Origin of the sequence: Nonomuraea sp. NPDC050478, from assembly GCF_044458265.1 — a bacterium.
Taxonomy (GTDB): Bacteria; Actinomycetota; Actinomycetes; order Streptosporangiales; family Streptosporangiaceae; genus Nonomuraea; species Nonomuraea ferruginea.
In genome coordinates this window covers 1165111-1179159 of the sequence record NZ_JBITHT010000001.1, presented here as the reverse complement: position 1 = coordinate 1179159, position 14049 = coordinate 1165111, and the positions used below count along the sequence as shown (strand labels likewise).

The window sequence follows — 14049 nt, the reverse complement described above, 5'->3', positions numbered from 1 at the left end:
TAGGGTCATTCTCATGCTGTACGGCCGAGCCACCGAGATCGCCGCGATCCAGGGTGTGATCGACGCGGCGCCGGCCGGTGCGGGAGAGGCCCTGCTGCTGCGGGGCGAGGCCGGCATCGGCAAGTCGGCCCTGCTCGATCTGGCCGCCACCCTGGCCGGGCCGCGGCTGACCGTCCTGCGCGCGTGGGGCGTCGAGGCCGAGGCCGACCTGGCGTTCGCCGCGCTGCACCAGCTGCTGCGGCCGGTGACCGGGCTGCTCGACGCGCTCCCGGCGCCGCAGCGCCAGGCCGTGGCCGGGGCGCTCGGGCTGGCGGCGCCGGCCGAGGACCGGTTCCTGGTGGCGGCCGGGGTCCTGTCGCTGCTGGCGGAGGCGGCGGAGGACGGCGGCGTGCTCTGCCTGGTGGACGACCTCCAGTGGCTGGACCGGGCGTCGGCCGACGCGCTGCTGTTCGCGGCCCGGCGTGTCCGCACCGAGCGGGTCGGGATGCTGCTGGCGGTCCGGGGTGACGGCGTCCACAAGGGTGTTCCCGAGCTGCGACTGCGCGGGCTGGACGACGAGAGCGCGGCCACGCTGGTGGACTCGCTGGCCCCGTCGGCGCCCCCGGTCCGCGCCCGCCTGGTGTCGCTCACCGGCGGCAACCCTCTCGTCCTCGGCGAGACCCTGGCGTCCCTGAGCCCCGACCAGCTCGCCGGCCGCCTCCCCCTCCCCGACCCCCTGCCGGGCGGCGCCCAACTCTTCGGCGACCAGGTGACCCGCCTCTCGGCCCCGGCCCGCCGCGTCCTCCTCGCGGCATCCCTGGAACCGGACCTCACCCTGACCCTCCGCACCGCGTCCCTCCTGGACTCACCCGTACGGACCCAGCACGAGCAACCACCGACCGAGACGGAGACCCCCGCAGATGCGCCGGCGCGCGCAACCACCCCACCCGAGATGGAAACCGCCGCGAGAGCGCGGCCGAACGAGACCACGCCGTCCGTGGCGGAGACCGACGTACGGGCATGGCCGAACGGGGATGGTCCGTCCAGGGAGGCACCCGCGAGGGCGCGTGTGACGGAAGCGTCGGTGCGGGCACCCGCACGGGAGCTGCCTGCGGCGGTGAGCCTGCGCGAAGAGGTTGCTCTGGCCGGGCTCTATGAGGCGGAGAAGGCAGGGCTCGTGGTGGTGGACGGGGCGGCGGTCCGGTTCCGGCATCCTCTGGTGCGGTCGGCGGTGCACGGGGCGGCGGGCCCGGTGGAGGTACGGCGGGCGCACGCGGTGCTGGCCGAGCTGGTGGAAGGTGACAGGCGGGCCTGGCACCTGGCGGCCGCCGCCATGGGGCGGGACGAGCCGGTGGCCGCCGCGCTGGCCGCCGCGGCCGACGGAGCCCGAGCCAGAGGCGGGTACGGCGACGCGGCGACGGCACTGGGCCGTGCGGCGGAGCTGACCCCCGACCCCTGGACCCGCGCCCGCCGCTACACGGACGCGGCCACCGCAGCCTGGCTCGGCGGCCGTCCAGGCCAGGCCCAGACCTACCTCGCCGAGGCCCACGCCCTCACCCAGAACCACCCCACCCACACCCCCACAGAACCCCTCCACGAGACAACACCCGCACACCAGAAAGAAGGCTCACCCCTCACGCCCCCGAACCACCCAACGCCCCGTCCCGCACCAGAGACCGGCGACGAGAGACCACTCGCTCACGAGCGGGAAAGGGCGCCGGAGACGGAAGCCACATCCCCTTACACAGTGCACCGTCCCTCAGCGGACGCCCGGGACGAGACGACCGCTGGCAGAACGCCCACCCGGGAACAAGAAGGGCCGCCGGCAGCCACCCCCTTGACCCGGTTCCCGACCGGCGGGAGAACACCCGCTCGGGGAGAAGGGCCGTCCGAAGCCGCGCCCTTGACCCGTACCCCGGAGGAGACCCGCGCTGAGACCGCCCGTGGGAGGGCGCCCGTCCAGGAGGGGGAAGGGTCTGCGAAGGCGGAAGCCACATCCCCTCACAGAGCGAACCGTCCCCCAGCAGACGCCCGGGACGAGACGGCTGGAGGGAGGAGCGGTCCCAAGGGGTTCGATGGGTTGCGGCGGGAGATCAGGCAGTTGCGGGGGCGGTTCGAGTTGAACTCCGGGGACGCCGCGGAGGCCGTGCGGATCCTCGCCGGGGGCGACAGCATGGAGATGCTGGCCGACGCCGCCGAGGCGGCGAACTACGTGGGCGACATCCCGGCTCTCGTGGAGATCGGGCGCAGGGCGCTGGCGCATCCGCCGGGGTTCCTGCGGGACGTGGTGGCCGGGATCGGGGCGCGGCTCGACGACGGCGGCGGGGCGGAGCTGCTGCGGGGTGCGCTGGCGAGGACCGGGGAGCTGCGGGAGGCGGCCGAGTTCCTGTGGGCGTCGGCGGCGGCGAGCTATCTGGGCGAGGCGGACGTGTCGGCCGAGCTGGTCGGGCGGGCGGGCCGGGTGGCGCGCGTGTCCGGCATGGTCGGGCAGCTACCGGTGGTGCTGGAGTTCGTGTCCACGGGCGAGCGGCTCAGGGGCAGGCTGGCCGAGAGCGAGGCCGTAGCCGAGGAAGGGCTGGCGCTGGCCAGGGAGGCCGGATACACCAACAGCGAGGCCGCCCATCTGGCGAACCTGGCCGTGGTGGCGGCGCTGCGCGGCCAGGAGGAGTCCTGCCGGGAGCACGCGCGCCGGGCCCTGGCGATCGCGGTGCCGCACCGGGTGGGGCTGCGCGCGGGCGTGGCCTCGTACGCGCTGGCGATGCTCGATCTGGGGCTGGGCAGGTACGACGCGGCGCATGCCCGGTTCACCGCCCTGGCGGCGGCGGGGCATCCGACGGTGGTGTGGCGGACAGCGCCGGACCGGGTGGAGGCGGCCGTGGCCGCGGGTGAGCCGGAGGCGGCCCGCGAGGCCCTGGACGGGCTGGAACGGTGGGCGGCGAACGCCGGCACGCCCGAGTCGCGGGCGTCGCTGCTGCGCTGCCGGGCGCTGGTGGACGGGGACGCGGCGCTGTTCGAGGAGGCGGCGCGGCTGCACGGGGAGCCGTTCGAGGCGGCGCGCACAGCTCTGCTCCACGGCGAGCGGCTGCGCCGTACGCACCGGCCAGGGCAGGCGCGGGGGCGGCTGCGTTCGGCGCTGGAGACGTTCACCCGGTTGCGCGCGGAGCCGTGGGCCCGGCGCGCGAGCGGGGAGCTGCGCGCGGCCGGGGAGGCGGCGGGCGACGTGCCGGAGGCCGACCCTGCGGCGGCCCTGACGCCGCAGGAGCTGCGCATCGCGCGCCTGGTGGCCGAGGGGGCGTCGAGCAAGGACGTGGCGGCGCGGTTGTTCCTCAGCCCGCGCACGGTCGAGTATCACCTGTACAAGATCTATCCCAAGCTCGGCATCACCAGTCGTACTGAACTCGCCCGCCTTCTGTAGTGCCCAGTAGTCCTACGGAAGGCACCGGCGCCGGTCGGGGCCAAGCTTGGAGGCATGACAGAGAACCTGATCAACGTGGACGGCGTCGAGCTCTGGACGGAGGAGTTCGGCGACCCTGATCACCCGCCCGTTCTCCTGGTGATGGGGTCGATGTCGCAGGGCGTGCTGTGGCCGGAGGAGTTCGTCGGCAGGCTGGTGGCCGGCGGGCGCAGGGTCATCCGCTACGACCATCGCGACACCGGCAGATCGGGCACCGTCGACTTCGACGCGAACCCGTACACCTGGCTCGACATCAAGGACGACGTGCTGCGCGTGCTCGACGCGTACGGGCTGGAGAGCGCGCACCTGGTGGGCCACTCGGCGGGCGGGCTGCTCGGGCAGCTGGTGGCGGTGGAGCGGCCGGAGCGGGTACGCACGCTCACCGTGATCGGCTCGTCGCCGCTGGGCGGGCACGAGGGTGAGGTGCTCATGCGGGCGCTCACCGGGCAGCCGCAGCCGGAGGGCAGCCTGCCGCCGCCCACGCCGGAGTTCACGGCGTTCTACACCGAGGCGATCCAGAGCCCGCCGCCGGCCACCCGGGGCGAGCAGATCGACCGGATGATCGCCGAGGCGCGGGTGCTGAACGGGACGGCGCTGCCGTTCGACGAGGACGCCGAGCGGCGGCTGGCCGAGCGGGTCTTCGAGCGGGCCAGGGACCTGGCGGCGGTGGTCAACCACCGGCGGGCGGCCGCCGCGAACCCCGGCTTCGAGCCCGAGGGCGTGCTCGGCCGGGTCGAAGCGCCGACGCTGGTCATCGAGGGCACGCACGAGCCCGCCAAGCCCGGCCACGGCGCGCTCATCGCCGCGGCCATCCCCGGCGCGGAGCTGCTCATGGTGCGGGACATGGGGCACATGCTGCCGGCTCAGGTCCGCGACGAGGTGGCGGACGCGATCCTGCGTCACACGGCCGAGCCCACCGCATGAGACCACCAAGATCCCGGACGACCCTCCACGAACGCGGGCGGCACGGACGGGGGCGGAGTCAGGTGATCCCCAAGCGCGGGACGGGCGGGGTCAGGTGAGTGCGGAGATCGCGGCGAGGGCGTCGACGATCTGGCGGGAGTCGGGAGTGCTGTCCGGGTCGAGCAGCCATTGGATCATCAGCCCGTCGGAGATCGCGATCAGCACCGAGACCAGGACCTCGGGCGCGACCGGCAGCTCGACGCCCATCTCGGCGGAGGCCCGCCGCAGCATGCCGACCCCCGCCTCGCGGGCGTCGCCGTACGCGGCCGCGAGGCGCTCGCGCAGCGCCTGCTCGCGCAGCGCCGCGGGGTAGCCCTCGACGCAGCCCATCAGCGTCGGCCGCATCTCGCCGAACACGTCGACCAGCGCGGCCATGGCGCGTTCGAGCAGCTCGCGGGGCGTGCCGAGGCCGCTGCTGAAGATGGCCTTCTCGACCCGCTCGGTCCACCCCTCGAAGCAGGCGATGATGGCCTCGTTGAGCAGGGCGTCCTTGCCTCCGAAGTGATAACCGATGGAGGCGAGGTTGGTGCCCGACGCCGCGACCAGGTCGCGCGCGGTCGTGCGGGCGTAGCCCTTCTCCTGCAGGCAGCTCACCGCACCGGCGAGCAACCGCTCGCGAACCTCTTTCCGTGACACGGCATCCATGCTATCGATATATACAAGCGTCTATGACATACGTACGTATCGGAGGACCTGTGATGCTCCCACCCGGACCGCGACTGCCCGCAGCCGCCCAGACCGCCTGGATCATGCTCGACCCCGCGGGCGCGTTCGACAGGCTGCACCGCGAGTACGGCCCGATCTTCACGGTGCGCTACTTCGGCTTCCCGCCCGAGGTGTACGTCACCACCGCCGAGCTGGCCGAACAGGTCTACCGCACCGACCAGGGCGGCGGCCTGGCCGGCGCCGCGCGGCGCGACTTCCTGGAGCCGATGGTCGGCGCCCACTCGGTGCTGACGCTGGACGGCGACGGCTGGTCACGCCACCGGAAGGCGCTCACCCCGCCGTTAAGAGCCAGGCAGGTGGCCGGCTACCACGACGAGATCGCGGCCATCGCCGCGGAGAAGATCGCGACCTGGCCGCTCGGCGTGCCGATCGCGCTGCGCGACCGCATGCAGGAGATCACCCTGGAAGTGATCATCAGGCTGGTCTTCGGCATCCGCGACGCGGAGCGCCTCGGCCGGCTGCACGCGCTGCTCCCCCGCCTGATCCGGCTCGGCGGCGCGACGTCGGTCGTCATGCTCCCGGCCCGCCTGCGCGAGCGCGCCAAGGGAGTGCCGTTCCTGCCGTACGCGCGCTTCCTGAAGGCACGCGCGGGCGTCGACGCGATCCTGTACGAGGAGATCGCCCGCAGGCGGAGCGCCGGGGCGGACGGCACGGACGTGCTGAGCAGGCTGCTGGAGTCGGGCTTCGACGACCAGGAGATCCGCGACGAGCTGATCACCCTGCTGATCGCCGGTCACGAGACCACGGCGACCAGTCTGGCCTGGGCGTTCGAGCGGCTGCTCCGGCTGCCGCACGTCCTGGAGCGGCTGCCCGACGACGAGCCGTACCTGGACGCGGTGGTGAAGGAGGTGATGCGGGTCAGGCCCGCGGTCTACGAGGCTCCCCGGCTGCTCGACGCCCCGCTCCGGCTGGGTGAGTACGAAATACCGGCCGGATCGTACGCGGGACCGTTCATCCCGCTCGTGCACCGGGACCCGGCGGCTTTCCCGTCACCGGAGGAGTTCAGGCCGGAACGCTTCCTCGATGGTCAGCAGAGCAGGGCCTGGATGCCGTTCGGCGGCGGCCGGCGCTTCTGCGTCGGCGCTCAGCTGGCCCTGCTGGAGATGCGGGTGATCATCAGGGAGGTGTTGCACCGCCTGGATCTCACGGCGCCGGATCCGGCGCCCGAGACCAGGCGGCTCACCAACGTCACCCTGAGTCCCGCACGACTCACCCGCGTTATTGCGCGCGCCCGGTCTCTTGATCGGACGACGTAGCGGGGTGCATGTCGTCACGTCGTTCGTCGGCGCCCAACTCCTCGCGGAGGCGGTCGTAGTCGATGTGATGGCTGGTGTACTTCAGCTGGCGAGCGACCTTCGTCTGCTTCGCCTTGGCTCTTCCTCGGCCCATGGCTCAACTCCCTAGTCCCCGCTGCCCATGCTATCCGACAACGTTACGACTTGAAGAATTATGCAACTGCGCTGGATTAGTCTGTCACTATGCACGTGGAGGTCAACCAGGCCAAGGCGGATTTGTTCCGGACTCTCGGCCACCCCGCTCGCATCAGAGTGTTGGAGCTACTCCAGGAAGGGCCACTTCCCGTCAGGGATCTCCTGGCCCAGATCGACATCGAGGCGTCGAGCCTCTCACAGCAGCTGGCGGTCCTGCGCAGAGCGGGCATCGTGACCGCCATCCGTGAAGGCAGCACCGTGGTCTACACACTGGCCACACCCGAGCTCGCCGACCTGCTGCGGATCGCCCGCCGCATCCTGACCGACATGCTCGCCGACCAGGGCCAGCTGCTCGCCGAGCTCCGGGCGGAGGTCCCCTGACCGGCCCGTGGGCCGGAGCCGCCACCCGGTAGGCTTCGGCCCATGGTCTCCGAGCTGTTCGATCCCAAGGCGTGGCAGGAAGTCGAGGGGTTCGACTTCACCGACATCACCTACCACAGGGCTGTCGACCAGGGCACGGTGCGCATCGCGTTCAACCGCCCGGAGGTGCGCAACGCCTTCCGCCCGCAGACCGTCGACGAGCTCTATCGCGCGTTCGACCATGCCCGGCAGACCACCGACGTCGGGTGCGTGCTGCTGACCGGCAACGGCCCCTCGCCCAAGGACGGCGGCTGGGCCTTCTGCTCCGGCGGCGACCAGCGCATCCGCGGCAAGGACGGCTACCAGTACGCCGACGGCTCGGCCGCGACCGGGCGGCTGCACATCCTCGAGGTGCAGCGGCTGATCCGGTTCATGCCCAAGGTGGTCATCTGCGTGGTGCCCGGCTGGGCGGCGGGCGGCGGCCACAGCCTGCACGTGGTGGCCGATCTCACACTCGCCAGCGCCGAGCACGCCCGGTTCAAGCAGACCGACGCCGACGTGGCGAGCTTCGACGGCGGCTTCGGCTCCGCCTATCTCGCGCGCCAGGTGGGCCAGAAGTTCGCCCGCGAGATCTTCTTCCTCGGCGACACCTACAGCGCGGCCGACGCCCACCGGATGGGCATGGTCAACGCGGTCGTGCCGCACGAGGAGCTGGAGGCCACGGCGCTCGACTGGGCCCGCAAGATCAACGCCAAGTCGCCGACGGCGCAGCGGATGCTCAAGTTCTCCTTCAACCTGATCGACGACGGGCTGGTGGGCCAGCAGGTGTTCGCCGGTGAGGCGACCAGGCTGGCCTACATGACCGACGAGGCCGCCGAAGGGCGCGACTCGTTCCTGGAGAAGCGCGAACCCGACTGGTCGCCGTACCCCTATCACTACTGACGCCCGCTCCCCGCGCGAGGCCCTGACCTCCCGAAAACCGGTTGCCCGGGCGGCCAGACTGGTGGCATGGAGATCGTGGTGCCGCCGGCGTTGACCGAGTCGCATGTCAAGTGGGAGGGCGAGGCGGGACGGGCCTGGTCGGCCGGGCTGCCCGCGCTGGCCAAGCGTTATCTGGAGGAGTGGGGGCTGCGCCTCGACGGCGCGTCCATGCACGGCGTGGTCTCCCTGGTGCTGCCCGTGGTGCGGGCCGACGGCACGCCCGCCGCGCTGAAGCTGCAGCCCGTCACCGACGAGAACGCGACCGAGCCCGTGGGGCTGCGCGCCTGGGCCGGCGACGGGTCGGTGCTGCTGCTGGAGCACGACCCGGCGACCGGGACGATGCTGCTGGAGCGGCTGGACGAGAGCCGGTCGCTGTCGGCGGTGCCGGACGACATGAAGGCGATGGAGATCCTCGCCGAGCTGCTGGCCCGGCTGGTGGCGCGGCCCGCTCCCGAAGGGCTGCGGCGGCTCGGCGACATCGCCGGGCAGATGGTGGAGGACGTGCCCGCGGCACTGGCGAAGCTGCCCCGGGAGGAGGACCGGGCCTGGCTGCGCCGGTGCGCCGCGGCGGTCGCCGAGCTCGTCCCCGAGCCCGGCGACCGGCTGCTCCACTGGGATCTGCACTACGACAACGTGCTGGCCGCCGAGCGGGAGCCGTGGCTGGCGATCGACCCGAAGCCGCTGGCCGGCGACCCCGGGTTCGACCTGCTGCCCGCGCTGGACAACCGGTGGGGCGAGGTGGTGGCCTCCGGTGACGTGCGCGGGAGCGTGCTGCGGCGCTTCGACCTGCTGGTGGAGGCGCTGGAGCTGGACCCGGCGGGGGCGGCCGGCTGGACGCTGGGACGGGTGCTGCAGAACTCACTGTGGAGCGTCGAGGACGGCGAGGACCGCCTCGACGATGTCCAGCTGGCCATCGCCGAGGCGATGGTTCACCGCTAGTAGGCCCGGCGGCCGGGGGTCAGTCCGACAGGCCGCGCAGGAAGTCGCGGGTGAGGGCCGCGATCTGGGCGAGCCGGGTCTCCAGGGGGAAGTGGCCGGCGTCCAGCAGGTGGATGCGCGCGTCCGGCACGTCCCCGGCGAAGGCGCGCGCGCCGTCCGGGCCGAAGATCTCGTCGTTGCGGCCCCACACGGCCAGCACGGGCGGGCGGTGCGTGCGCAGATACTCCTGCCACTGCGGGTAGAGGGCGACGTTGCCCCCGTAGTCGAGGAAGAGCGCGAGCTGGATGTCGGCGCTGCCCGGCCGGTCCAGCAGCGCCTGGTCGAACAGCGCCTTGTCCGGGTTGACCAGCGTGGTGTCCGGCACGCCGTGCGTGTACTGCCACTGGGTTGCCTCCCAGGTGAAGTACGCCCGCAGCGCCGCCGTGCCGGCCTGCGGGTCTGCCCAGGCCTTCTTGAACGGGTCCCAGAACGGGGTCAGCCCTTCCTCGTACGCGTTGCCGTTCTGGGTGACGATGCCGGTGATCCACTCGGGATGCCGGACGGCGAGCCGGAAGCCGACGGGTGCGCCGTAGTCGTGCACGTAGAGCGCGTAACGCCGCACGCCGAGCGTGTCCAGCAGCCGGTCCACCACGTCGGCGAAGCGGTCGAAGGTGTAGCCGAACTCTCCGGCGGCGGGCGCCGAGCTGTGCCCGAAGCCGGGGTAGTCGGGCGCGATCAGGTGGAACTCGTCCCGCAGCTCGCCCATCAGCTCCTGGTAGGCGATGGACGAGGTCGGGAACCCGTGCAGCAGGACGAGCGTGGGCGCGGACGGGTCACCCGCCTCCCGGTAGAAGACGTCGAGCCCGTCGATCCGGACGGTGCGGTAGCGGATGGTCACGGCGAACCTCTTAACCGTTGAAAGTGTTTTCGGTGGTTAAGTGGTAGCATGATGATCTGCAACCGGTCAAATCGACTTCAGGGGTTAATCACTGTGAGACTGCGTCCGCTCAGGACCGAACCCGTGGGGCTGGACCTGGTCGACACCGTGTGGATCGACAACGCCACACTGGTCGACCAGTTCGACGATCTCGACGGCGTGCGGGCCTGGCTGGCGGATCACGATCTGCCCGGCGGCGACGACCCGGAGCGCGCCCGCGACCCGCTGGTCCAGGCCCGCGACGCGATGCGCGCGCTGCTTGAGCGGGGCGAGGCGGCCCCGCTCAACGCGGTGCTGGCCCACGGCGCCCGCCGCCCCCAGCTGAGCGGCGCCGAGCCGTACGAGGTCGTCGTCCTGGACGATCCGGCCTGGCACGCGGCCTGGGTGGCGGCCGCCGACCTGGCCCGGGTGCTCGGCGAGCGCCCGGAGCGGGTGCGCAAGTGCGCCAACCCGCGCTGCGTGCTCTGGTTCTACGACGTGAGCAAGAACGGCGGCCGCCGCTGGTGCTCGATGGACGTGTGCGGCAACCGGGCCAAGGTGGGCCGGTTCAACCAGCGGCAGCGCGTCCGTTCCTAGGAGACCGTGATGACGATCTTGCCGGCGCCGTGGCGGGTCTCGATCTCGCGGTGCGCGTCCGCCGCACGCTCCAGCGGGTACGTCCTGCGTACCGGGAACTTGAGCCGGCCCTCGGCGTACAAGGCGGCGTAGCGGGCCAGGCGCTCGGCGCTGCGCGTGCCCCGGGTGACCTTGATGCCCAGCTCGGCGGCCTTGTCGTGCTCGACCAGCGTGAGGATGCGGTCGCGGTCCTTGACCAGCTCCAGCGACACCTCCAGCGCGTCGCCGCCCGCGCCGTCGAGCGCGGCGTCCACCCCGCCGGGGGCGAGGGCGCGCACCCGGTCGGCCAGGCCCGCGCCGTAGGCGACCGGGATGGCACCCAGGTCGCGCAGGTAGGCGTGGTTCTCCTCGCGGGCGGTGCCGATCACGGTGGCGCCGCGCATCCCGGCGACCTGGACGGCCACCGTGCCGACCGCGCCCGCGGCGGCGTGCACGAGCAGCGTGTCGCCCTCGGTCACGGCGAGCCCGTCGAGGGCCAGCTCGGCCGTCTGCGCTCCGGCGGTCAGCGAGCCGGCCACCTCCCACGGCATCGAGGCCGGCTTGGGGGTCACGTCGCCCGCGTCGACCACCACGTACTCGGCGTAGCAGCGCAGCAGCGAGAACCCCAGCACCTCGGCGCCCGCCGTCACCCCGGTCACCTCCTCCCCCACCTGGTCCACCACGCCGGCGAACTCGTTGCCCGGGATCCGCGGCAGCCCGCCCGTCACCCCCGGCGGGGTCCAGCCGGCCCGGACGGCCGCGTCGAACGGCTGCACCCCGGCGGTCCTCACCCGTACGCGCACCTGGCCGGGGCCGGCCTGCGGAGCCGGCAGCTCCATCACCCGCAGCACCTCGGGGCCGCCGAACTCGGCGAAGGCCGCGGCCCGCATGATCTCGTCGTTCATGCGGCCAGCCTGCTTCCTCAACCGAGGTTGAGGTCAAGCGGGCTAACCGCGCGCAACATATGCCTAACCATTCGGGAACTTTTCGCTTTACTCGTTCTTTATCTGTATATAGTCCGACATGACGAGCACCGGGGGACGGGGCATCGGGTATTGACTGACTTCTTGCGGGTTGCGCTGAGCTTCCCGACGGCCGTTTTCAGCTTCCTTCTGATCGTGGTCGTCGGGTACTGGATCGTCGTGATCACCGGGATTTCCGACCTTGAGGGCGACGCCCCCTGGCTCGGGTTCGGCGGGGTGCCGACCGGCATCACGATCTCCCTGCTCGTCGCCCTGGCGTGGCTGCTCACGCTGATCGGCAGCCAGTTCGCCGCGGGCCCGCTGCTGTGGGCCGTGCCGGTGCTCGCCCTCGGCGGAGCCTGGCTCGCCACCCGCGTGCTGATCGCCCCCCTGCGGAGGCTGGTGCCGGACGGACCACAGCCCTCACGTGGGGATTTCGTCGGCCAGCGGTGCGTGATCCGCACCGGGCGGGCGACCCCCGACTTCGGCCAGGCCGAGGTCACCGCCGCGGACGGGTCCTCCGCCGTCGTCCAGGTCAGGACGACCGGCCAGGACCGGCTCACCCGCGGCCAGACAGCCCTGATCTTCGAGTACGACGCAGACGGCGAGTTCTTCTGGGTCATGCCTTACGAAAGTGAGCAGTGAATGGATGTGATCTCCACCGGCGTCGGCGTGTTCATCGCCGTCGTCCTTGTGATCCTCATCGGCCTGCTGATTCTCATCAGCCGCCTTTTCCGCAAGGTCGAGCAGGGCAAGGCGCTGATCATCTCGAAGGTCAACAAAGTCGACGTGACCTTCACCGGCGCGGTGGTGCTCCCTGTCGTGCACCGGGCGGAGACGATGGACATCTCGGTGAAGACCATCGAGATCGAACGCACCGGCCGCGAAGGGCTGATCTGCCGCGACAACATCCGGGCCGACATCAAGATCACATTCTTCGTACGGGTGAACAAGACCGCCGAGGACGTCATCAAGGTCGCCCAGGCCATCGGCACCGAGCGGGCCAGCGACGAGAAGACGCTGCAGGAGCTGTTCAACGCGAAGTTCTCCGAGGCGCTCAAGACCGCCGGCAAGCACCTGGACTTCGTGGACCTCTACACCAAGCGCGACGAGTTCCGTGACGAGATCGTCCGGCTCATCGGCACCGACCTCAACGGTTACAGCCTTGAGGACGCGGCCATCGACTACCTGGAGCAGACCGCGCTGCACCAGCTCGACAAGAGCAACATCCTCGACGCGCAGGGCATCCGCAAGATCACCGAGCTGACGGCGATCGAGCACGTCCGGACCAACGAGTTCCAGCGCACCGAGGAGAAGGAGATCACCCGCCAGAACGTGGAGGCCCGCGAGGCCATCCTCGAACTGGAGCGCCGCCAGGCCGACGCCGAGATCAAGCAGAAGCGCGAGATCGAGACGATGAAGGCCCGCGAGGAGGCGGAGACCTACCGGGTGCAGGCGGAGGAGCGGCTGCGCGCCCAGAGCGCCGCGATCAAGACCGACGAGCAGCTCGGCGTGCAGCAGGAGAACCGCAACCGCGAGGTGGCCGTCGCGGAGAAGAACCGCGAGCGCGTGATCGCCATCGAGTCCGAGCGCATCGAGAAGGACCGCCTGCTGGAGGTCATCGCCCGCGAGCGGGAGACCGAGCTGTCGCGCATCGCGAAGGACAAGGAGGTCGAGACCGAGAAGCGGTCGATCGCCGAGGTCATCCGCGAACGCATCGCCGTCGACAAGACGGTGGCCGAGCAGGAGGAGTCGATCAAGCGGCTGCGCGTGGTCGAGGAGGCCGAGCGGACCCGCCAGTCCGTCATCATCGCCGCCGAGGCCGAGGCGCAGGAGAACCTGGTCAAGGACATCAAGGCGGCCGAGGCCGCCGAGGCCGCGTCGAAGTTCAGGGCCCGCGAGGAACTGGTGCTGGCCGAGGCCAGGCAGCAGGCGGCCGAGCTGGACGCCCGGGCCAAGATGCGGCTCGCCGAGGGTCTGCAGGCCGAGGCGGCCGCGTCCGGCCTGGCCGAGGTCCAGGTCAAGGAGCGCGACGCCGAGGCGATCGAGAAGGTCGGCAGGGCCGAGGCGCTGGTGCTGAACGAGCGGCTGCAGGCCGAGGCCGAGGGCGCCAGGGCGATGGCGCTGGTCGAGGGCGAGCGGCTCAAGGCGCAGGCTGCGGGCGAGCAGGCGATGGCGCTGGCCAACGCCGCGGCCGTGGGCGAGAAGCTCAAGGCCGAGGCCGAGGGTCTCACCGAGAAGGCCGCCGCGATGGCCGCGCTGGACGAGGCCAGCCGGGCGCACGAGGAGTACCGCCTGCGCCTGGAGGCCGACACGGAAGTGCGGCTCAAGCAGATCGACGTCACCCGCCAGGTGGCCGAGTCGCAGGCGAGCGTGCTGGCCGCGGGCCTGGCCAAGGCCAACATCGACATCGTCGGCGGCGAGACGATGTTCTTCGACAAGGTGGTGGGTTCGATCACCGCCGCCAAGACGGTCGACGGCTTCATGGAGCACTCCGAGGTGGCGGGTTCGCTCGCGGCTCCGTACCTGAACGGGAGCGCCAGCCTGATCGAGGACCTCAGGGGCGTCGTCGGCGGGGTGAGCACCGAGGACCTGAAGAACCTGACCGTCTCTGCGCTGCTCCTGCGGCTCATCCAGCGGGGCGGGCCGGAGTCGGGGCCGCTCGGCGAGCTGCTGGACACGGCCCGGCGGCTGGGCGTGGCCGACCAGCCGGTGGCCGCGCTGGCAGCGGCGAAGGTCTGACGC

The 14049-nt window shown here is 71.8% G+C and carries 13 protein-coding genes; 9 read left to right on the top strand and 4 right to left on the bottom strand.

Features of this window, described 5'->3' with window-relative positions:
• Positions 1 to 13 precede the first annotated feature (13 nt).
• Both ACIBF7_RS05585 and ACIBF7_RS05580 read left to right on the top strand, forming a co-directional pair.
• Positions 14 to 3394, top strand: coding sequence for an AAA family ATPase (locus ACIBF7_RS05585; RefSeq protein WP_397196518.1), 3381 nt, complete (start codon positions 14 to 16; stop codon positions 3392 to 3394).
• 54 nt (positions 3395 to 3448) lie between these two features.
• Positions 3449 to 4357: an alpha/beta fold hydrolase gene (locus ACIBF7_RS05580; protein WP_271277286.1), complete on the top strand. Its 909-nt coding sequence runs from the start codon at positions 3449 to 3451 to the stop codon at positions 4355 to 4357.
• Positions 4358 to 4447: 90 nt separating this feature from the next.
• Here ACIBF7_RS05580 and ACIBF7_RS05575 read toward each other — a convergent pair whose 3' ends face one another.
• The gene (locus tag ACIBF7_RS05575; RefSeq protein ID WP_271277287.1) at positions 4448 to 5032 is read right to left on the bottom strand and encodes a TetR/AcrR family transcriptional regulator; all 585 of its coding nucleotides are present in this window, start codon (positions 5030 to 5032) and stop codon (positions 4448 to 4450) included.
• 62 nt (positions 5033 to 5094) lie between these two features.
• Here ACIBF7_RS05575 and ACIBF7_RS05570 point away from each other — a divergent pair, with 62 nt between their 5' ends.
• Positions 5095 to 6378: a cytochrome P450 gene (locus tag ACIBF7_RS05570; protein WP_219549912.1), complete on the top strand. Its 1284-nt coding sequence runs from the start codon at positions 5095 to 5097 to the stop codon at positions 6376 to 6378.
• On the opposite strand, the gene ACIBF7_RS05565 is transcribed toward ACIBF7_RS05570, so the two are convergent.
• Complete coding sequence (locus ACIBF7_RS05565) at positions 6341 to 6511, bottom strand: DUF3073 domain-containing protein (protein WP_148036040.1); 171 nt, start codon at positions 6509 to 6511, stop codon at positions 6341 to 6343. The two genes, ACIBF7_RS05570 and ACIBF7_RS05565, sit on opposite strands and share 38 nt — an antisense overlap.
• An 89-nt stretch (positions 6512 to 6600) precedes the next feature.
• Here ACIBF7_RS05565 and ACIBF7_RS05560 point away from each other — a divergent pair, with 89 nt between their 5' ends.
• The 3 genes from ACIBF7_RS05560 (at position 6601) to ACIBF7_RS05550 (ending at position 8832) form a co-directional block, all read left to right on the top strand.
• On the top strand, positions 6601 to 6933 hold the full coding sequence (locus tag ACIBF7_RS05560) for a helix-turn-helix transcriptional regulator (RefSeq protein WP_148036039.1): 333 nt from the start codon (positions 6601 to 6603) through the stop codon (positions 6931 to 6933).
• Between the two features lie 42 nt (positions 6934 to 6975).
• Positions 6976 to 7854, top strand: a complete 879-nt coding sequence (locus tag ACIBF7_RS05555) for a 1,4-dihydroxy-2-naphthoyl-CoA synthase (RefSeq protein ID WP_148036038.1) — start codon at positions 6976 to 6978, stop codon at positions 7852 to 7854.
• 66 nt (positions 7855 to 7920) lie between these two features.
• Positions 7921 to 8832, top strand: coding sequence for an aminoglycoside phosphotransferase family protein (locus tag ACIBF7_RS05550; protein ID WP_397196517.1), 912 nt, complete (start codon positions 7921 to 7923; stop codon positions 8830 to 8832).
• 19 nt (positions 8833 to 8851) lie between these two features.
• Here the strand turns inward: ACIBF7_RS05550 and ACIBF7_RS05545 are convergent, their stop codons facing one another.
• Positions 8852 to 9709, bottom strand: a complete 858-nt coding sequence (locus tag ACIBF7_RS05545; RefSeq protein WP_397196516.1) for an alpha/beta fold hydrolase — start codon at positions 9707 to 9709, stop codon at positions 8852 to 8854.
• 93 nt (positions 9710 to 9802) lie between these two features.
• On the opposite strand from ACIBF7_RS05545, the gene ACIBF7_RS05540 reads away from it, so the two are divergent.
• Positions 9803 to 10324 carry a CGNR zinc finger domain-containing protein gene (locus ACIBF7_RS05540; RefSeq protein WP_271277290.1) on the top strand — a complete coding sequence of 174 codons (522 nt, stop codon included), beginning with the start codon at positions 9803 to 9805 and terminating at the stop codon, positions 10322 to 10324.
• On the opposite strand, the gene ACIBF7_RS05535 is transcribed toward ACIBF7_RS05540, so the two are convergent.
• A complete protein-coding gene (locus tag ACIBF7_RS05535) occupies positions 10321 to 11247 on the bottom strand; it encodes an NADP-dependent oxidoreductase (protein WP_397196515.1) in 927 nt (308 codons plus the stop codon). The two genes, ACIBF7_RS05540 and ACIBF7_RS05535, sit on opposite strands and share 4 nt — an antisense overlap.
• Before the next feature lie 162 nt (positions 11248 to 11409).
• Between ACIBF7_RS05535 and ACIBF7_RS05530 the strand changes: the two genes are divergently transcribed.
• Both ACIBF7_RS05530 and ACIBF7_RS05525 read left to right on the top strand, forming a co-directional pair.
• Complete coding sequence (locus tag ACIBF7_RS05530; RefSeq protein WP_397196514.1) at positions 11410 to 11949, top strand: hypothetical protein; 540 nt, start codon at positions 11410 to 11412, stop codon at positions 11947 to 11949.
• Positions 11950 to 14046 (top strand): flotillin family protein, encoded by a 2097-nt coding sequence (locus ACIBF7_RS05525; RefSeq protein ID WP_148036034.1) that lies wholly within the window; start codon positions 11950 to 11952, stop codon positions 14044 to 14046.
• The last annotated feature ends 3 nt before the right edge of the window (positions 14047 to 14049 follow it).